Below are 26,087 nucleotides of genomic sequence, written 5' to 3'. Positions count from 1 at the left end.
CTCATATTTTTTGAGATACTTTTTTATTTATTAGAGGCAATCTCTTATCTGGAATTTAACGGAATTCTTTATTTATCGGGGTAATAGAAGATGTCAGAAACACAAAATATGGAAGCTCTTGAAGGTTTGCAGCTGAAGATCCTGAATAATACCGAGGAGAACTTTGTGCTTCAGGCTCAGAAGATTGAAAAAGGGAAATATAAGAAAGGCTACGCGGCTCCGGAAAATGTTGGGTCTTATGAGGAAAAAAGTTTCGAGCTCATCGCATGTGAAGGAAGCTGTGAAGGCGGAGCAGATATCGAAGGATGGATTAAATACGGCATAGGGTGCTCGGAGGGATATTTCAAGATACATTTCAAATACATAGGAAAGCAGGACAAAGTCAGCTATTCCTGTGAATCCCATATGCATGATGGAAAAATACTATGTGAGACATCGAAGGATAAGAAAAGCAACAGAATTGTGACCTGGATAATAGGACCAAAAGCATAAACCGAAGGAAATTCGTCCGGACTTTGTCCAGCAACACTTCACTCAATAACCCCTTTTGTTATATTTGCTCTGCCACAACCATCAGTTATAAATTTAATGTTTCTGGCAGAGCAAATAAAATACTCTTCTAACCTGCCTGAATTCTCATTATTTACAATAATCAGAAATGGAAATTAATAACCAGAAATGGAAATTAATAACCAGAAATGGATTTTTATATGACGATTTTTATAGGAAAAAGCGTAAAACCCCGAAGTCTTTAGCTTCGTGGGATATAAGCGTCAACTTCCAAACTGTTAACCGTTATATATTCTGTAAGTTATTAAGTATCTTCAAAACTTTTTTAATATTAGATTTTGCTGTCACCACAACCTCACAGTTCCTAAGAACGTTGCTGAATTTCAAAGCGAAAACCAAGCGAGGTAACGTTTGAACATCGGGGAGTTGGATAACAGGGCAAGAATCATCCTGAAGGGATCGGGATTAAGCCGTGGAAAGACGGTAGCTGTAAGCATCTCAAGTACAACCTCACGCTCATATCTGTTTCACCTTCGGAACGAGGGGCTAGAGCCTGCACGACTTGCCTCCAATGGGAGAAGGGATGACTCAGGAAGCCACCCCAGTCTTTAGCTGAGTGGTAGTTCACGACATATTTAATATGACGCTTTGCAGATAGTTTTTAAAATCTGTGGAAAAATGGATCCGATTGGTTGTTTCGTTTTTAGTTTTTCCGTCAATAACTGCTTTTGTCATAAGCATAAGATTCCTTGCCCCATCTTTTGAGAATCCTGCCTGTATCAATGTATTTTCCCATTCTTCAGGCAACACCTGCTGTAAAGTTACATTTTTATTTAATACATCTCCAAATATTTTGCCGATATCTGAAGAACTATAATCACGCGGCCCGGAGATTTCATGTATTCTTTCCTGCTGAGTTTTGCAGGTCATTACGTCAGATAAAAAACCAGCAACATCTGGAGGGGCAATCATAGGCAGCTCCAGTTCAGGTGGGAAAAAAGTCGGCAGTATTCCATATTCTCTGACCAGTTCCAGGTATCCGAGCCAGTTGCTGAAATAATAAGCAGGCCGGACAAAGACCTGTTCAATTTCAAGATCGGAAAATGCATGTTCAAGCATATAAGATGCCATCAGATTGCCTGTCCCGGATTTGTGCTGTGCGCCCATGGAAGATAAGCCAACAATTTTAGAAATCCCGGATGATAAAACAGCTTCTCTGTAATTGCTTATAATCCTTTGAATCTCGTTTATAAAATTCTCAGATTCAGGATTTTCAGGCGTTAATAGAAAAACTGAACTTCCACCCTGAAAAGCCTTTTTTAAGGCTTCTACATCTAAATAATCCGCAATCTTAACCTCAACACCCTTATTTTTCAGGCCCTGTGCTTTAAGACCATCTCGAACAACAGCTCTTACTGGCTGACCTTTATCTAAAAGGTTATCAACGAGCATTGAGCCGACCTGTCCTGTTGCTCCCAGTATTATATTCATATTATACCTTCCAGACATGAGGATAATTTGTAATTAAATTTAGTTTTTAAATCTAGTTGGATTGCCTGCCAGTTAAACAATTCCTCACACTAAATAACTCCTCAAATTAAACAATTTCTCAGATTAAACAGTTACCGCTCAGGTATTCCTGAAAAAGAAAGGATGCCAAAGTTTAATAAAGAGCATACTCAGTTATCCCATCTGATGAAGCCTGCAAAACCTGAACTGCTGGCTCCAGCCGGCGGCATGGAAGCTCTGATGGCAGCCGTAGAAAACGGAGCCGATGCTGTATACCTTGGAGCCAGGGCTTTTAGCGCCCGAGGATATGCATCCAATTTCTCAGAAGAGGAGATTGAAAATGCTATTGATTACGCCCACCTCAGAGGCGTGAAGGTATACGTAACAGTAAATACCCTGCTCAAGGAAGGGGAAATAGAAAGCGCCCTTATGCTGCTCTCCCGCCTGAGAGAAATGGGGGTAGACGCGATAATCATTCAGGACCTCGGGCTCATTTCCCTTTCCAGAAAATACCTCCCTGACCTTCCACTCCATGCGAGTACTCAGATGACCCTGCACAACAGTGTAGGTGCGGGGTTTATAAAGGGTCTGGGAATCGAAAGAATTGTGCTTTCACGGGAAGTTTCGCTTGAAGACATAAAAACGGTAAAAGAAAGAAATGACGTCGAGATCGAGGTATTCATACACGGAGCTCTCTGTATTTCATATTCAGGGCAGTGCCTCCTTAGCAGCCTGATAGGAGGAAGAAGCGGAAACAGAGGATACTGTGCCCAGCCGTGCCGCAAAAAGTACAGGCTTTACTGTAACGGGAAGCAGGTAAAAACTACAGGCAGCTATCTTTTGAGCCCTAAAGACCTTAACACGGCTACAGCCCTTGGGCCTCTTATAGAATCAGGGATAGAGTCTTTCAAAATAGAAGGCAGGATGAAAAGGCCGGAATACGTTGCAGGAGTTGTCAGGATCTACCGCCGCCTGATTGACAGATACCTGAAAGACCCTGCCGGATATTCAGTTTCCGAAGAGGAACAGGAGACTCTTACTCAATTATTTAACCGCGGATTTACCTCAGGCTACTTTTTTGAGAACCCGCGAGGAAAACTCATGAGCCGGGAAAACCCGCATAACCGCGGAATTCCTGCCGGCAGAGTTATCAGTTATGACAGGCGCACAAAACATCTCCGCGTAAAACTCTCAAACTCCCTCCGCCTGGGGGACGGAATAATGGTCGAAAACGCAGAGACCCGACCTGAAGATAAAGGAAAAATCATATCCTCGATGTATACTGAAAAAGGCCCTGTATACAGCGCAGAAAGAGGCGAAGTCGTAGAAATTCCTTTTGACTCAAGGGCGCCGTCAGGGAGCACAGTTTACAGGACACACGACAAGAAGCTTATGGACTCCCTCAAAAAAGAAAGCGAATCAGGGTCCCTGAGGCCAAAGATCCATATCTCCCTCAAAGCAACCATCGTTCAGGGTAAACCTGCCAGACTCGAAGTGATGGACAGAGATTCAAATTTCGTGGTAGTTGAGTCCGGGTATCTTGTCGAGAAGGCAGAGAAATCTCCAACCTCAAAAGCACAGATTGAAAAACAACTCACAAAGCTTGGGAACACTCTTTTTGAGGCAGCCGAACTGGAAGTAAATACGGAAGAGGATATTTTCATTCCCGTAGGGCAGTTGAATGACCTCAGGACACAGGCAGTTTCTCAGCTTGAAAAACTGAGAATATCAAAATGGAAACGGGAGACACTTGAAATATTTCCTCTCTCTGCACCCGGAGAAAAAAAGGCAGCAGAAATAAAGAAACCGGAGACGACAGGAGGATTGGAGGAGAGAGGAGAGAAGGATAGAACGAAATCGCAGAAACCTTCAGAAAGACCCTTAATTTCGGTTTCCGTATATTCCCTGGAAGAGCTTGAAGGGGCTCTTGAAGGCGGAGCAGACTGCGTTTACTTCGGAGAAGGGCTTTTCAGGAAACCAGAAACAGCCGAAAAAGAGAAAAGCTTCAGTAAAGAAGGGATTTCCGGAACTGACCTTGATTTAATTTTTGAAAGCTCTGTCCTGAAAACCAGAGATGCAGGCAGAAAAATATACTTCACTACTCCAAAAATAGTGAAGGACTCTGAAATAAAAACAGTAGAAGAGCTTCTCTCCCGTGCAGAAAAGTTCGGAGCCGACGGGGTTATTGTTTCAAACCTTGGGACATTCAGCCTCGCAAAAGAAAAAGGGGTCCCATGCGTCGCAGACAGTTCTCTGAATATTTATAATGGTTACACTTTTGCTCTACTTCTGGAAAATAGGGCAAAAATGGCAGTCCTTTCTCCCGAACTGACACTTGAAGAGATAAAAGAGGTGGCTTCTAAAGGGCCTGCGGAATGCATTGTGCACGGCCGCCTCGAACTGATGGAATCTGAACACTGCATCGCCGGCGGGCTGCTCGGGGGAAATAAAGGGCAGTGCAGCGCTCCCTGCCGCTCAGGAAATTTTAAGCTTGTGGATGAGAAGAACTACGAGTTTCCCCTTCTCATGGACTACCAGTGCAGGACTCATCTCCTAAACTCAAGGTCTCTCTGCATGCTCGAATATGTTCCTGCGCTTATAGAAAGCGGGATTTCAAGCCTGAGGATAGAAACCCTGGGGATGGATGGGAGCGCAGAAGAGGTCAGAAAAATTACGGAAAAATACAGAAAAGCCGTTGACGCATATTATAAGTCAGGAGAAAAGACAAAGGAAAAATGTGAAGGCCTCGGAAAGGGTTTTACCACAGGACACTATTTCAGAGGTGTACAGTAAGGAATCCTGTGAGAGGTGTGAAGAAATGGAAAAAATAATACCTTCGGGACAGGGTAAAAAAAGTATCTTCCTTTCGGGATCCATAAGGGGAGGAAGACAGCTGCTTGAAACATACAGGTTCATATATGATGCTCTTGAAGAAGCAGGTGCGGAAGTGCTCAGCTGGCATGTTGCAGACCCGGAACTGGAAAAAACAGAATCAAAAATGACTGAGCAGGAGATTTATGCCAGAGACCTCGGTTTGCTTGAAAAAAGTGATGCACTGATTGCAGAGGTAACTGTGCCGTCCACTGGCGTTGGGTATGAAATATGCAGGGCGCTTGTCCGAAAAATTCCCGTACTCTGCCTTCACATGCCAGATGTGGCAGTTTCATCAATGGTGCTGGGGAACCCTGATACTCTGATGGAAGTCCGGTCCTATCCAGATAAGGAGGCACTTAAAGAGATTATTATTGATTTTATCCGGGCTCTCTGAAGAAAAATGCGCCATAAAATACATTATGTTCATCAAATAAAAGAGATCGGATGGCATTTTCAAGTACTTCTGGCACAATTTTTTTAAAAGCCCTGACTGTGTCATAAAACTCAATGATAAATATAAATAATTTGAACACTATGTATAATCTATGGTAGTTGGTATTACCGAAATCTCAGTATTAATTCTGGCAGCTGTAGCGGCATTTTTGCTATATAAAGTTCTCAAAACTGCCACCAGCCTTGCGATAAATGCAGTACTCGGAATCTTATCCCTGATAGTAGTAAAGTTTTTGCTGGGACTTGAGATCGCAATTACATGGGTGGCAGTCCTTGTCTGTGCAATTGGAGGAATTTTCGGAGCACTTGTAATAATCGTGCTCAATTATCTAAAAATAGCCTTTATATGAAAAAATTCAGAAAAAATCGGGGGCAGATCAATGTTTCCGAAAAACTCCTCTGATCATATGACGCTGATATGATTTCCCCCTGAAAGTTTTATCTTTTATTAAATTTTCCAGCTCAATAGTTTCAAACCCGTAGAAAAGTTCCCTTACCTCTTTTTCAGTAAAATAATGATAAATTATACCGTTTTGCCGAGAAAAAGTTTTTTCTTCAAAAGGGATTGAGGGCTCCCCTCCACATCGCATATCCTCACAGCCAAAACCTTCAAAAAAAACGAAGCCTCCGGGGCAGAGGATGCGGAAGAATTCCCTGACAGCAGCCCTCCTTTCTTCATTAAACAGGTGCTGGAGTACCCCATAACAGATTATCCCCTCAAATGACCCGGAATTGAAAGGGAGGTCATGCACACTTGCTCCAATGTGCTCTGCAAATCTTTCGTTTCTTTCGAGCTGTAAGCGGGAGCTGTAGAGAGCGGTTAAAGATACATCAACCCCTACCGCAATAAAATTCCTCGAAAGCTCTCCAAGGTACCTTCCGTTCCCTGAACCCGCATCAAGCACTCTTGCCCCCGGAAAAAGGAAGGCATGTAAATTTCGGATAGATGCAGGACCTCCCCATTTAAGGTGAAGGTACTCTTTATCCCAGGCAAGGAAGTGTTCTTTAGAAGAGCCTGCAAGTTCCCCTGTTGATTTATCTGTAATCTTTATGTCCTGTATGCCTGAGTTTTCTACTCCCATATCCACGGTTTCCATATTCGCCTGCCCTGTTTTCATTCGCGCTTCTCAGGGCTGTAAGTAGAAGCTTCCCTGAATCTGTTTATCAGGAAGTCCTCTTCAAAGGAAGAAAGGAACCAGCCAGCTTTAGGTCCCGAGCTCTGCCCGAGAATTGAGGTGTAAATCGCTTTGAAAAGATCTTTGGGATCTACCTGAGGAGCAGGCACATTCAATTTTTCTGCAATCAGCCTGTTAAGCTCGGAACCTTTTTCTTTTGCAGAATAAACCAGCATATGATATTCTTCTCCACTGATTTTGCCTTTTGACTCAATAAGGTCTGCAAATGCCCCGAGGAAGGCTTTCTGGAGTTCGGAAAGGGTTGCTACCTGCACGGGCACATTTTCCTTTACGCTAAATTTCGCGAACGGAGGGGCATAAAGCTCGAGCCATTTTGAGACGTTGTCCACAAGTTCCCGGATACATTTTTCATCTTCAGTTGAAAAGCCTGAACGCTTCACAATCTGGAGAATCTGCTCGAAATTTCCTCTGGCAACCTGGAAAATAGTCACCATCTGCTTGAAAGGAATTTCCGGGTGGCAGATGCCGGTAGCCCTGGAAAGCTCGTAAATCCTCTTTTCAAACTCCCCCATGGAAGGATCATTATCCCTGAACTTTTCCCTTAAGCGTTCATATTCATCAACTATGGTAAGAAGAGGCTGTGCGGGGTCGAACTGGATATGCTTTTCAGGCTTGGTACGGATGATAAGGTAGCGCAGGACTTCAGGAGGCACTACTTCGAGCATATCAGAAATCGAGACAACCACACCTGTAGAAGAAGACATTGCCCCCTGCTTCCCCAGCATAATCCATTCGTAGACTATGGGGAAAGGAGGTTCGTGCCCGTAGATTTCCCGGACGATCCTCTTTCCTGTGTCATAAGAGCCACCTCTTGAAGCATGGTCTTTTCCAAAAGGCTCGACAGTTACTCCAAGTACAGCCCAGCGGGCAGGCCAGTCCACTCTCCAGGTGAGCTTTCCCCCTCCTGCCATAGGGACTGTACCCGAGTGCCCGCAGGCACAGACATAGTCCACGGTTTCGGCATCCGGGTCAAAGCCTGTAACCTTCGTGGTGGTTATTTTTCCGCATTCGTTACAGCGCGGGTTGAAGGGGCTCCATTCTTCTGCTACGGTTTTGCCTGAGACCTCTTCAAGGATCTTTGCAATTTCATTTCTTTTTACAAGGGCTGTCTTTATCGCTTCTGTATACATTCCTGCCCTGTACATTTCGTCCGCCCTGTAAACCTCAGGGTTGATGCCCAGGCGCCTTAGAGCTTCAAGGAAGGGTTTCAGGAAGTGCTCGGAATAGTTTGCACACTCCCCGCAGGGGCATGGAACCTCAGAAATGGGTTTTCCAACATGTTCGGCATAACTCTCCGGAAGGAAAGGATAAACCTTACGCAGGGGATCGAAATTGTCAGCAATATAGATAAAGCGGGCATCTGCGCCTCTGTCAAGAAGAGCCCGATAAGCAGCATCGGCAGTCACTACCTCTCTCATATTGCCTATATGGATATGCCCTGAGGGAGTAATTCCAGTGGCTACAAGGTGTTTGCCACTCTTATTTAGCACGTCTTCGGCTATGACGTCTGCCCAGTGAATTGTGTCAGCCATATTTATCACCAGAATTTGATAGCTGTAGAGTCAGGTATGAAAACAAAAATCAGGATCTGTTCATGCATATATCTACAGGAGGTTTCCTGCATAATTATCGTGTCGACTAATAAACTTTGGGCTGGAAAAATGAAAAACCCTTCACAGCCTGATCCTTACCTCACCGTAATACTGAAACAGGAAAAACAGTAAGTGAAAAAAGAAAGAACGAGAAAGGAAAACAAGAGAGAAATGGTTCAGGAAAAAAGAAAAAAAGAAAAAAAAGTAATGGAGGTTCAAAGGCAAATTTCACAGGAGTCTGCAGAATTACAGAGATTTAAAATGGCGCTTTTGAAGCAAATCAAGTAAATTTGATTTACCAATAAATAAAAGCACGTATAAATATATAAATTTATCGTATTGAGTCGATTACCTCCGTAAGAAAGTAGAATAAGGAGAACAACTTTGCTGAAAACAACCTTCGTAGAGTCGATAATATAATAAATCCTGATATGAAGGAAAAAGTGTGGATTAATGGAAGAAAAAGGAAAATGACTGCAAAAAAATAAAATGTTTGAAATATGAAGATCAATCAAAAAAGAGCATATTTAAAAAACAGGGGATAAAAAGAGCATGTGTATAAAACAGGGAATAAAGAGAACTTTATAAAAAGTTCTCAGCCCGAAAAAAATAGTTAACTCCACCTGGAAATTTTTCGTTTTCAGCGATCATCGTCATCTGCAGGTTCATAGTTCCACTGAAGAACTGTTCCGGTGACGGCGTCAATTTCAAATTCGTATTCTGTGTTGTTAAAAAGGATAGAACCTTCATATACTGGCTTTCCATCTTCAGAATCCAGATAAAGCCGGATATCAGACTCCGTTGCTCCTGAAACTTTTGCAAGTGCTATGGACTTTGCTTTTTCTTCCCCGATATAAGTATTATTGCCGGCTGACTGTGCGCTATCGGATCTCGAATAGTTTTCCGCATCAGAGTCATAGCTTACAATGTCTCCAGTAAGCGCGTCGATATCATAATCATATTCTGTGTTACCACGGTAAAACTCGATTTCATATTCCTGTCTACCGTCATCGGTTTCAAGCCATGATTTAACAAAGGTAACATCAGTTTCTTCAAGTCCGGCATGAGCAAGTGCGATTTCCTTTGCCCTATCCAGAGTAATAACATCCTCGCTGGCAGCAGTTTCATTTTCAGGGGAGATTGCAGAATCTGCAGAAGATACCTCCTCGGAGGGCTCTGCTTCATCAGCAGGAATGGATGATGCATCTTCCGTGTCCGTACAGCCAGTAACACTGATTGCTAATATACTGATAATTATTATTGTAAATAGTAATTTTCTCACAGTAAATGCCTCTTATGTGATTTTATTTAGTGTTAAGGGTAATTTTAGTCTTAGAAATATAAAGGTGTTACTATTTAGATCTGACTTGAACATCAAGGTCAAAAGCTACCAGATGAAATATGTAAAACATAAAAGATAAAAAGAGGTCTTCCTCAATATAGAAAAAAGTATCAGGGAGCTTCTGTTCGATTCAGTTTGAAAGCAAGAAGAATAGCTTATTCCAGCCTGAAAAACAGGGAGAAAAGAGATTCGATCCTGAACGCAATAAGGCCTAAAAAATAAAAAGCAGCAGAAATACACTATGATTAATCAGAAAATTATTTTTCAAACATGCAGCCGATTAAATCATCTTTATTCGTAACTGCTCAGAGTATAGTTAACGGCGCTCCTATGAGCGCCGCACGAATACCCTCTAAAACAGGTAAACCGTTCTTTTTTCCTGTAGAAATGTACGCCCTAATTCTGCAGAAAGCTTGCGCTCCCATTGCTTTTCTGAAAGTTCCCGATATTTTCTGCTGTAGTTTCATCATCCTGATATCTCTTTCTGCCTGATTATTATCAAATGGAACTTTCAAATCTGTCAGGAATCTCAGAATCTTTTCTTTGTGTTCTATAAACCTATCCAGCAGATTCCTTGATTTTGTTTTTGGATTTTTACCGCGTTTTCCCTGTTTTTCAGGATTTAGAGAATGCGGATTTTCTTCAAGCGCTCTAATGATAATTGCATCAAACCTTTCTTCCAATGCTTTAATTTGCTCAAAATCAGGTTCTCTTAATTGCTCTTTACACTCATCAGTGTATTTCTTCATCTCAGTGAGCAGTTCATTCATCTCTTTAGCCCATGTCTGTTTATAGTTCTCTTCAATTCCTGTAAGTTCTCTCTGTAAATGAGCGTTACACAGAGCATGATCACAATCATAAACGTTGTAAGGTTTCCATCCATCATGAACTGCTACTCCCTTAAACTTCGGAAGAATTCCCATAGCATCTATTGCTTCTGCTCCTCTTTTTGTATGAGCAAAATAACATGTGTATTTTTCATTAGAAGCTACATGAAGCCAGTGTCTTTTTCCTTCAATCTTCATACCAGTTTCATCAAAATTGATTACAGGCGAGGCTAATAACTTCTCTCTAATAACGTTTTCAAATTCCTCTAAATTCTGGAAACATTCTCTTTCTGCTCTAATTATCGTAGCAGGACAGATTTTTATTCCCATAATGTCTTCAAATAACTCAGAAATTCTATCATAAGGAACAAACTGGTAATTTTTACAGTAAATAGCTGAAGCTAAAATATTAGGGCCATACTGAACCGGATATTTCACTGATTCGGGAAAAACGGCTTTATTCAACTTTCCACAACAAGGACAGGTTTTAATCTGACTTTTATGTTCTGTAACAATTAGATTTACGGGAGGAATGTCAAAGACCTGTCTTCTCTCATAAGCTTCAACTTCAACATTCTCAAGGGTAGATCCGCATTCTTTGCAGCAGGTCAAAGAATGTTCTATTACCTACTCAGGATGATCAACCATATCAAGAGTCGTGCCTGGATGACCTTCCTGACCTCCAGGTTTCTTCCCGCTTGGTTTACGCAGACTCTTGGGATTAGGTTTCTCTTTGACAAAATAATCAGTAGAAGGAGGTCGACTGCTGTTACGACTGTTTTGATTTAAACGAGATTCTAAGGCTACAAGTCTTTCAGTGAGTTCTTTAACTTGAGATTCTAAACTCTCAATGTAAGCTACAATAATTTCAGGATTTGAAGCACAGTAAGAAAGAATCTCATCACGTTTCATAAAGCTAAAAAGGAATCATTTTATATCCAATTTTTCCTCGGAACGAGGAAAAATGTGTAGCCTCGTTAAGGCTACCTGAATAGTTACCTTTATTCAAGACCTTTGTGTTTATCTCTATTCTTACACACATTCTCCCTGCTGCTTTTTAATGAAGGAGGCAGGCATATACCCTTAACTAAAAGTTATACCTGGGACTCCTTCAAAGGTCTGTTCTTGAATTTTTTTAATCAACCGTTTTTTAATCAACCGTTTTTTAATCAACCGTTTTTTAATCAACCGTTTTTTAATCAACTGTTTTTAAATTGACCGTTTTACTGAGCGTTTTTAATTGATCTATTCTTTACCGGGTCTGTTTCCTGAAGAGATTGCAGGAATTTATCTTTACATCGAGTAGTTTCTCGATATTCATTTTAGCGGCAATTCCCTTTGCAGCACCAGGCACTGAAGTGATCACGCCTATGTCGAGTTCCTCACGGAGTTCGCGCATAACGTATTCATCCGCCAGGTCCATGGTTTCTACATTTAGCTTCTTTGCAACGTATTCCTTTGCCTCTTTAATCTTCATGTTCTTTGAGAACTGCATCCTTGCAACAAGGTCTCCTGCTGCTCTCATTCCTGTCATGCCTGAGGCCATTATGTGGGAGATCGGCATACCCAGAGGGTCGCCGACCCCGATCTATATGCCGTCTACGCCTGCAATCTCGACCATTGCCTTGCTTGCCCTTGTAACGGCATCAATCGGAGGAGTTTCAAGCATGGGAATTCCGCCGACTCCCATGCCCATGTCAACATGGCAGGGAATTGAAGAAGCCTGAACTGCTGCCTTCATGAAGTTGACAGCGCGTGCAAGGTTCCAGGGAGAGGTCTTGCTTGTGTTGGTGTTGCATACAGGCCCGAAAACGTTTGCACCTGCTTTTGCAATAAGAGGAGCCTGCTGGTGTGGCCAGAGCCCTGCAAGTGTAACCCCGTCATACTGGAGGTTACCGTGCATACCAAGTACGCATTCGCCAGCCATGCCTGCTTCAATATACATGTCAGGGAACTCTTTTCTAAGAGCTTCGATTGCATGGAGGGTGCCGTACATGTCAGCATCGCCTGCGGCAGCGGTGGTGTCAAAGTTAACGCCGTCTGCTCCCGAGGCAAAGAGTTTCTGCATAACCCAGACCGTGTCCCTTGTAAGGTGCGCGGCTGCATGTTCCATGGAGTCCCAGGCTTCCTGGATCTTGAAAGCCTTCATGAGGTCTCCGGGGTTTTCGAAAGGCCCGTCAGGAGTGTAGTACAGCCCCATGTTCGGCATTGCACCGTAAAAGAGAGGGATGATCATGTTCTGCTGGCAGACTTCCATTGCCTGGCACTCGTTTGCTACGACAGGCTTTACAGGCTTGTAGCTGTAGTCGATGTGACCCAGTTCCATTGTGTCGGCGCCAAATGCCCTTTCGTGCATCATGCACCCGACAAGACGGCTGGAAGGTATACCAACACCGCTGTTGCCCTGGTCACCGTCAAGCCTTAATGTGCCTATGTCGTGTGTGACAGGGACTTCCATGCCCTGCTCGACACTGACGGCTTTGCCGGGCATCATCAAAATTTCTGCAAGCTTGTCGATTTCATCGCCGCTGAGGTCGGGAATTTCACCGAGGTCAGAGGCATTCGCCATTCCTGCCTCAAGCTCCTCTATGATCTTGTCCTTAGTAAGGAAGATCCGTTTCCCGTCTCCCATCCTTAAAGCATATTCGGTTGCCATTTTTATTCTCCACTTATATTGCTTTAGTATTAGATCTGAAAGCTGTATTCCTGGTTCAGAATTTGGACACGAAAGTCCTTGCCTGCCACAGGGCAATCACTGCCAGGATGAGGATAAAGACCATCCACATAATATCCCCAGCCGGTATGAAAGAATTTGCCCAGTAAGCGTTGTAAGCTTCAAGAGCTGCTGCTGTTTGTACCATTTTCTAACCTCCTTGAGATTATGCATACCTCATGCAGGCGTCGGAACCTCGGACTTTTCCGAAATCTGTGATCACATATTTGTGCAGGAGGAAGCCTTTTTTGTAAGTTCCTGCCTCATCGACTTTCTGCTCGATATCTTTCAGCATCCCTCCAGATGCAAGTTCAATGATATCGAAGTTGATGCTGTCCCTTCCGTATGCACTGTTCATATTGTACTCATCCTGGATCTTTGAGACAATCTCGTAGTTCCAGTACTCTTTTCCATCCAGGAAAAGCTCCAGAATTCTGAACTTAATAGGCCTGTTTCCCATCTCATTCACCTCTCAGAGTTTCAAGTGCGCTTGCATCTTCAGTGAACATAATGAAACTGCCAGCAATACAGAGGGCACCTCCGACAAGAATCGTCCACTGAGGAACTTCCCCGAAGAAGAGGAAAATGAATATGATCGCACAGAACCCGTATAAGTTTCCTATACCCTGTCCTCTTCCAACCCCTATTAGAGGGAAAGATTTGTACCAGGTAACGTAACAGAAACCAAATGTGATTCCCGCAAAGACCAGGACCAGCAGAGTCAGAGGCTCAAAAGCCTGGAATGCAAAGGAGTACATTGGGAAGCCAACGATTGCCAGAATCGGCACAATAATGATCCACCAGATGATGTTCTCTCCAAGGAAACGCAGTGTCAGGCCGGCATCCGGTTCTGCTATATCCAGACCTTTGCCTGCGATAGCGCCTTCAATTCCCCAGCCGGCTGCAGCCATTAAACCTCCAAGGTATCCTATCCACTGGATGTTACCTGAAGAAAGCTCTGTCAGGAGTCCACCACCATAAATAGAGATTCCTCCGAGAACAATGACAGCGATACCGATTGCTGCTCTCTTTGAAATCTTTTCTCCATACCAGTAATAAGCAAGAATAGAGCCCACTACAGGATAAAGAAGACCGGCAACAGCTGCAAATGCTCCACCTATAAAGCCCATAGCAATGAAAGAACCTAGAATTGCCATTGGACCTCCGAATATTGAGGCAAGGAAGAACCATTTGGAGCAGGGTTGGAATTCTTTAAGAGTTCTGCCGAGTTCTCCATATTTGCCAAGCACTCCGTTCCAGAGCATAAGTGCGAGCATGACAGTGAGCGCGTTGAAAGCAGTAATCAACACAGCAGTTACAACCAGGGATACGCCATCTCCGTTTGTTGCGGCAATAGCGCCGTACATTTCGTCAAAAGGATTAAGCACCCAGACAACAGTTCCCGGGAGATACCAGATTCCCCAGAATACAGCACAGAAAAGGGCCCACATATACCCTTTACTAATTTTTCGTTTACTTTCCTGTTTTTTTAAGGCTTTTAAATCCACGGAAAATCCCTCCATTTTTCAGAGTCACTATAGAATTCCCTCAGGGAAGAGTCCGTCTCAACCCTATTCTACAGCCTGAAAGCACAGTTTGCGAACCTTCTATCGGGCATTCATATCTCAGGGGATTATGGTTACTTTCCGATTAAATTCAGATAATATTGTTTCATGAAAACTGTACATATATTAAAAGACAGTTTATAATTACTGTATTTATTCCCTCATTTTACCCTGGTTAACTGGAGTAAGCAGGCTCTCTGAAAATTGCATCAATTTCCCATTTTTAGACAATTTTCAGAAGCCTTAAGATTCGCCAGAGAGTGATGCTGAGCAGGTGTACTGCACAGCTTTTTCTATGCTTATTGGGTTCCCGTGAGCTATAACCAGATCCGCGAATTATGAATGGGTGCAGATCCTGCCTATGCCGTCAACTACAGGTTTCGCAGCAACTGTACAAAATAAAGCTGAACAGAAAATGCATTAGACAAAATCTCCTGCATTTTCTGCTTATTGAGCCTTTAGAGTAAGGCTGCTTTTACCTTGCTGACGACATCTGTGGCACTTTCCCCATAGATGTCTGCGCCGATCTTGTCAGCCCAGTCCTGAGTAACGGGGGCGCCACCGACCATGGTCTTGACCTGGCCGCGGATACCTGCTTCTTTAAGCTGTTCCTCGATCTGGATCTGGTTGACCATGGTTGTGGTCATAAGGGCGGAGGATGCGATTATCTGTGGTTTGATTTCCTTTGCCTTTTCAACGAAGGTTTTTATCGGGACATCTCTTCCAAGGTCCACAACTTTAAAGCCTGCAATATTCAGCATGGAAGCAACAATGTCCTTTCCGATGGAGTGGATGTCGCCTTCGATGGTCCCGATGACAATGGTTCCGAGGCTCTTGGTCTGAGACTTGCGCTTTTCCATTTCCGGCTTAATTACCTCTATGCCTGCATTCATTGCTTCTGCGGCTGCAAGCACGTGAGGGAGGAAAAGGGTACCCTGTTCGAACTGTTCGCCGACTTCCTGCATACCAGCAGTAAAGCCTTTCTCAATGAGTTCTACCGGGTCGATCCCTGCAGCGAGAGCTTCTGCTGCGACTTCTGCTGCAAGTTCATCATCAAAATCAGTGATTGCGTCTTTTGCTTTTGCAATTATTTCTTCTTTGTTTGCCATTTTTAGATCTCCTGAATATCCTGGTATAATTACATGCCTCTGAAAGCTTTGTCAGCTTTGTCCACAACAGCTTTCATGTCCTTGAGGATGTCTGCATCGATCGGTTTAACTACGTGGTTTTTAAGGACATCCACAACTTTTTCGTGTGCAGCGGCTGCAAGGTCCTTTGAGCCGGCTGCTGCCCAGTCTCCGAACATGCGCCTGTCAATGAGCATAGGGTCAGAGGGGTAGTTCACAAGCTGCCTGGTCTGTTTGAGTGCAAGGAAGTTGTTTCCGATTCCTACTTTCTGGATGGACTCAACTGCGAGGGTTTCCTCATTAACAGGGACTCCCTGCAGGGCTTTTTTGGTCATCTTGATGATATCGTTGTCAATAACGAGCTGTTCCATTGAGAAAGTCATACCAAGCTCAAGCATTCCGGCACCGTACAGGGTGTTTGCACCTGCAAGAGCTGGAAGGAGACAGGTCATTGTCTTTTCGTGTCCTGCCTGGTTGTCCGGGATCTTTGCATCAGACTAGGTGCCTGCCACGAAAGCGGGGAGGCCATAGAACTGGGCGAGTTTTGCGACGGATGCGCTGATCAGGCCGAGTTCGGGAGATCCAACGGGAGCAGTGCCCTTCTTCAGGTCAAAGGTTGTTGTTGAGCTTCCATACCAGACTTTGGCTCCTGGAACAGTAAGCTGGGCAAGGGTGATACCTGCGAGAACTTCTGCGTTGTGAGTTACAAGGGTCCCTGCGAGGTATACAGGAGAAGAACCGCCTGACATTGCCATACTGAGGACGTTTACAGGCATTCCGAAACGTGCACCTTTGATAATGACCTGGCAGGCATTGACACTGAGTTCAAGCGGGCTGGTCGGGCAGAGGAGCATGGAGAAGATTGGCTTTTTCCTTGCTTCTTCTTCGTCGCCGCCGTAGTAGGCATTCACGATGTCACGGTAGTATTCGACATTCTCACCCACAGGGTCAATGTGGTGGAAGTGCTTTGCAGTGTTTGTAAGCGGGGTGAAGGTCTCGTGGACGTCCTGTGCACCCTGACCTGCAATATCCCTGGCGGAAACCGGAAGGGAGAAGTAGTCGATATTTTCTGCCCAGTCACAGAGCTTTGCAATGTCTGCAATGTCCTGTTCTACGGAATCTACAGTTACGTATTTTCCGTCCTGGTACTTGCACATCTTAACACCGGTACCGAAGCAGGTCCAGTGAACTTTGCCCCCGGATTCCTGGACGGTGTTGTATTTTTTGTCGCGTCCCCAGAGGACAAACCTGGAGGGAGCGAGCTGGAGAGCTCTTCTTACAAGATATTCAGGAATTTTTACGACATTGGTCTGTTCGTTAACTTCACAGCCATTTTCCTTGAAGATCTGTCTTGCCTCGGGATCAGAGACCTGGATACCCGGGTCCATCAGAACTTCCATGGTGGCATAGTGAATTGCTTTGAGTTCATCAGTGGTAAAAAGGTTTAATTCTACACCGTTAAGTGCATTGAATCCTGCAACTGCATTACATTTTGCCATTTTTATAACCTCCGAATAAGAATGATTTAAGCCAGAAGCTCTTTTGCCTTTGTGACGGCTTCACTTGCGTTTTCTGCATAACAGTCTGCCCCGATCTTGTCAGCCCATGCCTGGGTTGCGGGTGCACCGCCGATCATGACCTTTACTTTGTCTCTCAGCCCTTCTTCTTTGAGAAGTTCTATAACATCTCTCTGTCCGGGGAGGGTTGTGGTCATAAGAGCAGAAAGTCCAATCATGTCAGCATTGACTTCTTTTGCTTTCTCGATAAAGTTCCTGATCGGGACATCACGACCGATGTCATGCACTTCAAAACCGGCTGACTGGAGCATTGTGGACACAATAGATTTACCGATGTCGTGGACATCGCCTTCTACGGTTCCGTTGACAATAACACCCATTTTTGAGCTCGCAGAGCCTTCAGGCATAAGATCTTTAAGGGCGTTTACTCCTGCAGTCATCGCGTCGGCAGCCATCATTACGTGGGGTAAGAAAAGTTTGCCTCTTTCAAAGCGGACCCCAACTTCATTCATGCCTGCTGCAAGTCCGTTTTCAATTATTTCGGAAGGGTCTAATTCTCCTTTTGCCTTTTCAACGGCAGCGAGTACCGCATCCTTCTTACAGGTGATTACTGCATCTGCAAGTTCCTGAAGCAGTTCTTCTTTGCTAATATTGCATCCTCCATTCTAATTTTTAAACATTGGAGACTTCTACCAACTATCACGAATAATCATGATGATTGGGATGCTAGCTCACGCTCTTCGAGTCATGAGATGCACGAAAAGTAACTTATGATGTCAGGGTGGGAAGCCAGGATCACCACAAGCAAAACTGCAAAATCATGAATTCTTCATGATTGCTTACTGAGGTTCATGAGAATTTAGCAGAGGGAACATTTTGGTGCCATTTTAAATCCCGTCTGTTAACTCATCTTCACAGATGTCTCCAGATTAAACTGCGCTTTACTGGTATAAATATTTTGTTAAAAAAGACGACAGAAAACAGATGGTTCTATAAATAGTTTTTGGTTTAAATATTTTGAATAGAGTAAATGGAGAAGAAAAGAAGAGGGTAAACGAAAAAATATAAATACTAAATACTAAAGATGTCCTTTTACAGGCACATAGTGAGAGAAAAAATAACCACATCATTTCAAGAGATTAAAGAGACTGAAATAGATATAATTTTTGGCACATAATAGGCAAGAGAATAAATTAAGTCGCATGAAGCTGTTTATTATTCAAACTTCAAACCGGGGATTATATTGAGGATCAATAATTAATTTTTATGGGCACAATTTTTTATACATTCCTGAGCCTGAACAAATTCCGGATAAAAAACAGGAAAAAAACGAAAATATTATATATGAGATTTTTTACCGGGAAAGACATTAAGCAGGATCTCTACAGGGGAAAGAAAAAAAGCAATCTAAAAAACAGGAAATCAAGGAAAGCAAACAACATTAAAATTATATTAAAGAAAATCCAGTAAATAGTTAATAGAATACGATAAATAGAATACGATAATTTGAAATTCGTGGAGCGGAATGCAAAAAACAAAAGAAAGGTAAAAAAGGATAAAGATTTCATGTAAGGGCAAAAAGAGGTTAGGACCCCATATTTATGAAAGGTCCGGTTCTTTGTATCCCGGAACACATAAATTGTAAGCCCTGTTTACAAGCTCTATCATTCTCCGGTCTTCTCTTTCTATTTTTATTCCGCAAGCAAGGGCAAGATACTCAGCAAGATCAAAGATCTTTATTTTCTCATTTTTTCCGGCTTCGGCAAGGTTCTGCATACAGCCGCCGCAGTTTGTTATAATCGCGTCGCAGCCCAGTTTTTCAGCAGCCCGGAACCTGTCAGAAGCTACGGAAATAGATTCTGAAGGATAATTTACCCTTACTCCTCCCCCGAAGCCACAGCAAGCCGAACCTTCCGGAGTTTTATTTGCCAGCCCTGTCCCCGGAATCTTTTCAAGCACATCCCTTGCTTCCGTGTAGACTCCCATCCCTCTTGTCAGGTGGCATGGGTCATGGTAAAAAACCCGGAATTTAAGAGCGTTTTCCGGAGTAAGCCTGCCTTCTTTTAAAAGCCGGTCAAGGTACTGAGAGACCTGCAGAACTTCAAAGTCCAGTCTTCCAAACATGCGTGGATAAATATCTTTAAAAGCTTTGAAACACCCGGGGCAGGCAGTGATAAGGACTTTTGCCCCTCTTTTCCTGATTTCGTCAATATTTTTCTGCCCATGCTTGCGGATAGGGTCCTGGTCTCCTGCACCTGCGGATACAGCCCCGCAGCAGTATTCAAGACCGCTCAGGACAGTATAATCAACCCTGGCTTTTTCCAGAAGAGTCACAGAAGCCTGAGCCATTACTTTGTTGATATAGGTGCCAGCGCAGCCCGGAAAATATACCACTGATCCGGACCTGTCCGTATACTCCGGGATCCCATCCATTTCAGAAATTTTTTTGAATAGGTTATTCTCAGACTCGGGATCCACCATGGTCTGCCTCTCAGAAAGGCCGTTTTCATTTACCCATTTCTGTCGGGAAGGAGATATCAGAGGCTTGATCCCGAGGTTTTCAGGGCAGGCAGAAATGCAGAGCCCGCATGTAAGGCAGCGCAGCAGGGACTCGGAATCGATATTTGATGACCCATCAAGATACCCGTAAAGCCGGTCAAGCACACCGAGGTCTTCATACCGGGAGCAGACCTCGAGACACTGCCCGCATCTCGTACATTTTTCCCTGTGTTCTTCTACTATATTCATATTTTAACTCCATATCATTTTAAACTCATGCGACTTTATTCTTATAGCGATCCTTAAAACCTCTTTCTGAAGAATTCCACCCCTGCAGCCATTGAACCGGAAAAGCCTCCTTTAAAACGTATGGGAGGCTCTCTATGAAAGCTGGAAACCTGAAACCGGAGATCTTTCAAAAGAAGATAAGACTATATCCATAGATGCAGTATCAATATCCAGATAAAGGAAGGGATTGAAATATTTGATGATTTAAAAAACAGCGCGAGAAAACTGGTAATTCCATTAGCCCGTTCAATACCTCTCTCCCCGAACACCCTTACCCTGCTCGGCTTTGCAGTAAGCGTGGCTGCAGGAGCTGCATTTGTCCTTGGCAAACCCTTTGAAGGTGGTCTCCTTATCCTCCTCAGCGGAGTTTTCGATGTCCTTGACGGAGGAGTCGCAAGAGCAAAAGGAAGGATTACCCCTTTCGGAGGCGTGCTTGACTCGGTATGCGACCGCTATTCAGACGGGCTCATGTTTCTCGGGATAATGGCAGGAGCAATAAACGGGAGGCTTACGGTTCTCCCTATCATGGGGGTCGAAGGCTGGCTCTGGTCAGGCTATGCCCTTATCGGTTCTTTTCTAGTAAGCTACACACGCGCCCGCGCAGAGTCCGCAGGCTGCAGGAAATTATCTGTAGGAATTGCCGAACGCACGGAAAGGATGCTTATCCTGGCTTTCGGAGCCCTTACAGGATTCCTAGGCTGGGCGCTTGTCCTGATAGCGGTATTTTCACATATCACCATGATCCAGAGAGTCCTGCGGGCAAAAAGCATACTGAACAATCCGTCTGAGCCCGGCATCCAGAAACCGTAACCGGAAATCCCGTAAAAGCCGCACGAAAAAGAAACAGGGACTGCAATCGAAAAAGAATAAAGAAAAGATGCTGGCTATTCTCTACCGATACGCATTTATACTACATGTTTAATTACAATAGTTGGTTGATGGCGAGCAAGGAAAACCCTTTGCCATCGAAGAAATAGATCTGCTCTGCGGGGCCGTAGGGTAGCTTGGTCCATCCTGCAAGACTGGGGGTCTTGCGACTTGAGTTCGAATCTCAACGGCCCCACCAGAATCATATTTTGATCAGGCTTTTTTATATGACCCGGTGCTTTCATGATCAGTGTTTTTACATGATTTCAGTGATTTTATATTCAGTGTTTTTACAATTGCCTTTTTTATGAAGAAATTCTGTTTTTCAGCTTATTTAATCGTTTTAGATTTTTTAAGGCTTCAATCACCTTTTTTCCAAAAAAGGAAAGAAAAAAATGAAAAATCCGGATTCAGAACTCTCAGATTCCTCTACGTTTGACACCTACATATTTTCATTTCATGATAAAAATCCCTCTTAATATACAGAGGCACCACAACCTGAGAAAAGATAGCAAACCATTTTTATAATGTAAACGCTGTTTACATGTCGGGTTAGTATGAGACTTTACTGGATTGATGCATTAAAAGGGATCGGGATTATGCTTGTGGTGTTTGCGCATCACAGTTTGCCGATAGCGCTTGATACCTATATATTTTCATTTCACATGCCGCTTTTCTTTTTCATTTCCGGGTTTCTGTTTGATTTCGGAAAATATGCTGAATCGGCTGGAAATTTTGTCAAAGGGAGGTTCAGATCTCTTATTGTGCCTTACTTTGCTTTTGCTCTACTGACCTGTCTGTTGTACTTTTTGCTGGAGACCGCATTCCAGCCAGGAGTCACAAACATCGAGTTTTTCCGGAACAGCGCTCTTTATGGGATCTATTCCATCATATATGCACTGGGCCCCCTTGTGTCCTATAATCCGCCTCTCTGGTTTCTGACCTGCCTTTTCGTGACAGAAATCCTCTTTTACGGGCTTGCAAAAAACTATTACGGAAAGTCGGGAAAGATTGTATTCTGGCTTACTGCCGCCGGGGTGCTGGGGTATCTTTATTCAGTTCACGTGCCTTTCAGGCTTCCCTGGAATACTGATGTTGCCCTCTCTGCAGTTGTATTTTACGGAGCCGGAAATCTATTCAGAAAATATACCGGACCTGAACAACTTGTAGAACCTGCAACAGAGCCAAAATCAGGTAAGGAAATGGACTCAGGTCCAGCCAGAGAGTTGGATTTGAAAATAAGGAACAGCTTCATCAGGGTGGAGAAATTTTTACCTGGGATCTTTATCTTTTTGAATCTGCTTTATTTAGCTTACCTTCTGGAGTTCCCCGCCTCAGACAAGGTAAATATGAATGTACTGAAATACGGGAACTTTTTTTCGTATTACCTGCTTGCTTTCTCAGGTATCTTTGCCTTTGTTTATCTTTTCAAAAAAATTAATAGTTCCGGATTACTGGAATATTACGGGAGAAACAGCCTGATCGTACTCGCCCTTCACTTCCCTGTAAAGGATATCCTGACTAAACTGGCAATTCTCGGTTTCGGAGTCGAGCTTGAGTATTTCTATTACAATACCGCCTTTGCTCTAAGTCTGACAGTACTGAACCTTATCTTCCTGATACCTGTTATTTTCCTTATCAATAATTATTTCCCTTTCCTGATCGGGAGAAAGAAGGTTTCTGCGCTACCTGGGAAATTAAAGATTTGCTTCAGGGAGCCTGCAAATTAAAAAAGTTACGTTTTTAAGCAGTCTGGAAGAGAAGACTAAAAAATATGATTGAATGGATTGAATAGTTGAGAATATGTTAGCTGAAGCCAGGACAGGGTTTCCTTAAAGATTTTAAAGGATTAGAGCAATATATAAGAGAAAATATATATTAAAGTCAATTTTCCTCTTTCTCTCTTTCCCTTTTATACTTCTCTTTGATCTTCTCAATCATTTCCTCATTAGCCTCAATAACAAAAGCTCCAACATATCCACACTCCTTGCAGTGGTAGACCGCACCTGCATACCCTCCAACCTCATAGTATATATCCGAACTCCCACAGACAGGACAGACCTCAACTAACTTTTCGTGGTCCAGGGCAATTTCCTCCTTTGATAAGGCTTACAATACCGAATTGTTAAATTATATATAAGAAGCATGATTCAAGATAAAGGCATAGTATTTCTAACTGATATTAAAACAGATACCCATTTAATATTCAAACTAATATTCAAACTAATATTCAAACTGAAACTCAACTTATATCATCAAATTCTATTCAAACTTACATGCGGAAAAACCAGGTCGGTTGGTATGGATAGATATCTGCCCATTCACTCCCGTTCACTCCCGTTCCAGATACGTAAATGCTTTCCAGATTCAAATGCTGAAATTCAGCATTTGTTATTAAAGGCATATTATTCAAAGCCTGTTATTCAAGAGTTATAGATTCAAGGTTTACAGTGAGTAAAAAATGACTGAAATGATGACCCCTGCAATGCGCCAGTACTATGAAGCCAAGCAGGCATACCCTGACACCCTTATCTTCTTCCGGATGGGAGACTTTTACGAATCCTTTGGAGAAGACGCAAAAACCATTGCAAAAGAGCTCGAAATCACGTTAACAGCCAGGGGCAAGGACAGGTCAGGGGAGAGGATGCCTCTTGCAGGCATTCCTTACCATGCCATTGATACATACCTTCCAAGGCTGATAAACAAAGGATACAAGGTAGCCATCTGTGAACAGCTCGAAGACCCGAAGCAGGCAAAAGGAGTTGTAAAGAGAGGCGTTGTCAGGGTGGTAACCCCGGGGACAGCAATAGACTCATCCATGTTCCCGGATGCGTCAAATAACTACCTTATGGCGGTTGCAGGGAAAGAAGTCGGAAAGACCGGAAAAAGCGGAGAAAAGGAAATGGAATTCGGACTCTCATTCCTCGACATTTCAACAGGGGAGTTCCTTACAACCCAGTTTACGGATTCCGGAAGCTTTGATAAATTACTCAGCGAACTTGCCCGAATGAAGCCTGCGGAATGCATCCTGCCCCCGACCCTGTACGGGAATTCGGTACTTGTTGACAGGTTAAGGGAACAGACAATAGTCCAGGAATTTGCCCCGGAAATCTCTGGGATAGAAGAAGCCGGGGAAAAACTGAAAATTCATTTCAGGGTTTCAACCCTCGAGGGCATGGGCTGTGAAAAACTGGAATTCGGAGTCTATTCCGCATGGTCTGCCCTTGAATATGCAAAAACGACCCAGATGAGAGACCTTGCTCATATCAATACCCTCAGGACCTATTCAAACACCGAATTCATGGTCCTCGACTCTGTCACCCTCCGCAACCTCGAAATCGTGAAAAACGTGCGGGATGAAGGGGACCATAACTCCCTTTACAGGACTTTGAGCTTTACAAAGACGCCAATGGGGAGTAGAATTCTGAAAAAATGGCTCTTAAAGCCGCTCCTTTCCGTAGAACAGATAAACCACAGGCTGGACGCAGTAGAAGAGCTGGCAGGAAACCCTCTGCTCCGCTATGATATTCGGGACTGGCTTTCGGAGGTAAGGGATATTGAACGCCTCGTAGGCAGAATAGTGTACGGAAACGCCAATGCAAGGGACCTCGTAGCCCTGAAAAAGTCCCTTGATGCCGTACCCTCTATCCGGGACTGCCTTCTGGAAAAAGCCGGAGCAGAGATGTTAAAAGGGATTGCTGAAGGTCTCGCATCATTTTCAGAAATTGAAGAACTGGCCAAAATGATTGGAAATGCAATTGTTGAAGAGCCTCCCGTAAGCGTCCGCGAAGGCGGGATGATAAAATCCGGGTTCAGCGAGGAACTTGACGAGCTAAGAGACATTTCAAGCAACAGCAAGCAGTGGATTGCAGCCTTCCAGCAGAAAGAAAAGGACAGGACAGGGATCAAGTCCCTGAAAATCGGATACAATAAGGTCTTCGGGTATTATATCGAGGTTACCAATGCAAACAGCAGCCAGGTACCTGATGACTATATAAGAAAGCAGACAATGGCAAATGCCGAGCGTTTCTTTACGCCTGAGCTTAAAGAAAAAGAAAGCCTGATCCTGACAGCAAACGATAAAGCCGTGGCTCTTGAGTACGAAATTTTCACAGAAATCACAGAGACCCTTTCAGCCCATTCAAAGGAGCTCCAGGAAACAGCAGAAAGGATAGGCGTACTTGATGTCCTTGCAGACCTTGCCGAAGTTGCGGAAAATAATAATTATACACGCCCTCAGCTCACAGAAGACTGCAAGATTCTTATCCGGGACGGCAGGCATCCAGTAGTCGAAAGTACGGTATCCGGAGGTTTTGTCCCGAATGATACGGAAATGGACTGCAAGGAGAACCAGTTTTTGCTGGTTACAGGCCCCAATATGGCAGGGAAATCAACCTATATGCGCCAGACAGCCCTTATTGCAATTATGGCTCAGGCAGGTTCTTTTGTCCCGGCTTCCTATGCTTCCATAGGTGTCATCGACCAGGTTTTTACAAGGATAGGGGCTTTTGACGACCTTGCAAGCGGACAGAGCACTTTTATGGTTGAGATGGTGGAACTGGCAAATATCCTTAACAATGCAAGCCCGAAAAGCCTTGTGCTGCTTGACGAAATAGGCAGGGGAACGAGCACCTATGACGGGTACAGCATTGCAAAAGCGGTTGTTGAGTTTCTGCACAACAGGGGAAAGGTAGGCATAAGGGCTCTTTTTGCGACCCATTACCATCAGCTCACATCACTTGAAGAGAAATTAAAAAGGGTAAAAAATTATCATATTGCAGTAAAAGAAGAAGGACACGAGCTGGTTTTTCTGAGGAAAATCGTGCCGGGGGCAACCGACAGGAGTTACGGGATACATGTTGCAAGGCTTGCCGGAGTCCCGGAAAAGGTAATCGAAAGGGCAAATGAGATCCTCAGGGAACTCGAAAGGGAAAGCGTACTCGAAGAATCCGAAGACTGTGAAAACGGGAAAAAAAGAAAAGGCAAAGCGACCACCCGTTATACTCAGATGCTCCTTTTTGACCCCGGGAGCAGAAGCGGGAATTCGGAAGTAAAAAGAGGATTAAGCCCTGTAGAAGCAGCCCTGAAAAAGATGAATGTGGATGAAATGACCCCGATAGAAGCCATGAATAAACTTCATGAGCTGAAAAAGCTGCTTGGTTGAAAGAAATAGATAGAGAAAAACGGTTGAAATAAAAGAAATAGATA

Annotated in this window: 18 protein-coding genes, 1 tRNA gene and 3 pseudogenes; 9 read left to right on the top strand and 13 right to left on the bottom strand. The window is 43.8% G+C overall.

Annotation, left to right across the window (positions count from 1 at the left end; all coding sequences use genetic code 11):
* Positions 1-90 precede the first annotated feature (90 nt).
* A complete protein-coding gene (locus tag M886_RS06005; protein WP_011033644.1) occupies positions 91-492 on the top strand; it encodes a hypothetical protein in 402 nt (133 codons plus the stop codon).
* 642 nt (positions 493-1,134) lie between these two features.
* Here the strand turns inward: M886_RS06005 and M886_RS06000 are convergent.
* On the bottom strand, positions 1,135-2,001 hold the full coding sequence (locus tag M886_RS06000) for an NmrA family NAD(P)-binding protein (protein ID WP_048050863.1): 867 nt from the start codon (positions 1,999-2,001) through the stop codon (positions 1,135-1,137).
* Between the two features lie 204 nt (positions 2,002-2,205).
* Here M886_RS06000 and M886_RS05995 point away from each other — a divergent pair, with 204 nt between their 5' ends.
* The 3 genes from M886_RS05995 (at position 2,206) to M886_RS05985 (ending at position 5,696) form a co-directional block, all read left to right on the top strand.
* On the top strand, positions 2,206-4,812 hold the full coding sequence (locus M886_RS05995) for a DUF3656 domain-containing U32 family peptidase (RefSeq protein ID WP_048047027.1): 2,607 nt from the start codon (positions 2,206-2,208) through the stop codon (positions 4,810-4,812).
* 25 nt (positions 4,813-4,837) lie between these two features.
* The gene (locus M886_RS05990; protein ID WP_015412026.1) at positions 4,838-5,287 is read left to right on the top strand and encodes a nucleoside 2-deoxyribosyltransferase; all 450 of its coding nucleotides are present in this window, start codon (positions 4,838-4,840) and stop codon (positions 5,285-5,287) included.
* A 151-nt stretch (positions 5,288-5,438) separates the two neighbouring features.
* Entirely contained in the window at positions 5,439-5,696 is a 258-nt protein-coding gene (locus M886_RS05985; RefSeq protein WP_015412025.1) for a pro-sigmaK processing inhibitor BofA family protein, read from the top strand.
* Between the two features lie 27 nt (positions 5,697-5,723).
* Here M886_RS05985 and M886_RS05980 read toward each other — a convergent pair whose 3' ends face one another.
* Both M886_RS05980 and lysS read right to left on the bottom strand, forming a co-directional pair.
* Positions 5,724-6,464 carry a class I SAM-dependent methyltransferase gene (locus tag M886_RS05980; protein WP_015412024.1) on the bottom strand — a complete coding sequence of 247 codons (741 nt, stop codon included), beginning with the start codon at positions 6,462-6,464 and terminating at the stop codon, positions 5,724-5,726.
* Positions 6,461-8,074, bottom strand: coding sequence for a lysine--tRNA ligase (gene lysS, locus M886_RS05975; protein WP_015412023.1), 1,614 nt, complete (start codon positions 8,072-8,074; stop codon positions 6,461-6,463). The genes M886_RS05980 and lysS overlap by 4 nt, the downstream gene beginning before the upstream one ends.
* 192 nt (positions 8,075-8,266) lie before the next feature.
* Between lysS and M886_RS18610 the strand changes: the two genes are divergently transcribed.
* On the top strand, positions 8,267-8,422 hold the full coding sequence (locus M886_RS18610) for a hypothetical protein (RefSeq protein WP_015412022.1): 156 nt from the start codon (positions 8,267-8,269) through the stop codon (positions 8,420-8,422).
* 352 nt (positions 8,423-8,774) lie between these two features.
* Here M886_RS18610 and M886_RS05970 read toward each other — a convergent pair whose 3' ends face one another.
* From M886_RS05970 to M886_RS05910, 10 genes and pseudogenes are all read right to left on the bottom strand, one after another.
* Positions 8,775-9,416 carry a PepSY domain-containing protein gene (locus M886_RS05970; protein ID WP_011033637.1) on the bottom strand — a complete coding sequence of 214 codons (642 nt, stop codon included), beginning with the start codon at positions 9,414-9,416 and terminating at the stop codon, positions 8,775-8,777.
* Between the two features lie 365 nt (positions 9,417-9,781).
* A pseudogene (locus M886_RS05965) lies at positions 9,782-11,215 on the bottom strand (IS66-like element ISMma14 family transposase).
* Between the two features lie 340 nt (positions 11,216-11,555).
* Positions 11,556-12,959, bottom strand: a pseudogene (mtbB, locus tag M886_RS05950) ([dimethylamine--corrinoid protein] Co-methyltransferase).
* A gap of 55 nt (positions 12,960-13,014) precedes the next feature.
* Positions 13,015-13,164: a hypothetical protein gene (locus tag M886_RS18875; RefSeq protein ID WP_015412019.1), complete on the bottom strand. Its 150-nt coding sequence runs from the start codon at positions 13,162-13,164 to the stop codon at positions 13,015-13,017.
* Between the two features lie 18 nt (positions 13,165-13,182).
* A complete protein-coding gene (locus M886_RS05945) occupies positions 13,183-13,476 on the bottom strand; it encodes a hypothetical protein (protein WP_011033634.1) in 294 nt (97 codons plus the stop codon).
* Between the two features lies 1 nt (position 13,477).
* Positions 13,478-14,539: a DMT family transporter gene (locus M886_RS05940; RefSeq protein WP_011033633.1), complete on the bottom strand. Its 1,062-nt coding sequence runs from the start codon at positions 14,537-14,539 to the stop codon at positions 13,478-13,480.
* 500 nt (positions 14,540-15,039) lie between these two features.
* A complete protein-coding gene (locus tag M886_RS05935) occupies positions 15,040-15,690 on the bottom strand; it encodes a cobalamin B12-binding domain-containing protein (protein WP_048036796.1) in 651 nt (216 codons plus the stop codon).
* A 29-nt stretch (positions 15,691-15,719) separates the two neighbouring features.
* Positions 15,720-17,207 (bottom strand): annotated as a pseudogene (gene mttB, locus M886_RS05925) ([trimethylamine--corrinoid protein] Co-methyltransferase).
* A gap of 26 nt (positions 17,208-17,233) precedes the next feature.
* Positions 17,234-17,875, bottom strand: coding sequence for a dimethylamine corrinoid protein MtbC (gene mtbC / locus M886_RS05920; protein ID WP_048036790.1), 642 nt, complete (start codon positions 17,873-17,875; stop codon positions 17,234-17,236).
* A 949-nt stretch (positions 17,876-18,824) separates the two neighbouring features.
* Complete coding sequence (locus M886_RS05910; RefSeq protein ID WP_048050862.1) at positions 18,825-19,973, bottom strand: (Fe-S)-binding protein; 1,149 nt, start codon at positions 19,971-19,973, stop codon at positions 18,825-18,827.
* A gap of 288 nt (positions 19,974-20,261) precedes the next feature.
* Between M886_RS05910 and M886_RS05905 the strand changes: the two genes are divergently transcribed.
* The 4 genes from M886_RS05905 to mutS all read left to right on the top strand — a co-directional run bounded on the left by M886_RS05905 (position 20,262) and on the right by mutS (position 26,043).
* Positions 20,262-20,822 carry a CDP-alcohol phosphatidyltransferase family protein gene (locus tag M886_RS05905; RefSeq protein WP_080927530.1) on the top strand — a complete coding sequence of 187 codons (561 nt, stop codon included), beginning with the start codon at positions 20,262-20,264 and terminating at the stop codon, positions 20,820-20,822.
* 178 nt (positions 20,823-21,000) lie between these two features.
* A tRNA-Pro gene (locus M886_RS05900) sits at positions 21,001-21,078 on the top strand.
* 358 nt (positions 21,079-21,436) lie between these two features.
* On the top strand, positions 21,437-22,609 hold the full coding sequence (locus M886_RS05890; protein ID WP_048050860.1) for an acyltransferase family protein: 1,173 nt from the start codon (positions 21,437-21,439) through the stop codon (positions 22,607-22,609).
* Between the two features lie 731 nt (positions 22,610-23,340).
* Positions 23,341-26,043, top strand: a complete 2,703-nt coding sequence (gene mutS, locus M886_RS05880) for a DNA mismatch repair protein MutS (protein WP_011033625.1) — start codon at positions 23,341-23,343, stop codon at positions 26,041-26,043.
* Positions 26,044-26,087 lie beyond the last annotated feature (44 nt).

Origin of the sequence: Methanosarcina soligelidi (assembly GCF_000744315.1) — an archaeon.
Lineage (GTDB): Archaea > Halobacteriota > Methanosarcinia > Methanosarcinales > Methanosarcinaceae > Methanosarcina > Methanosarcina mazei.
This window is presented reverse-complemented; position numbering and strand designations above follow the sequence as displayed.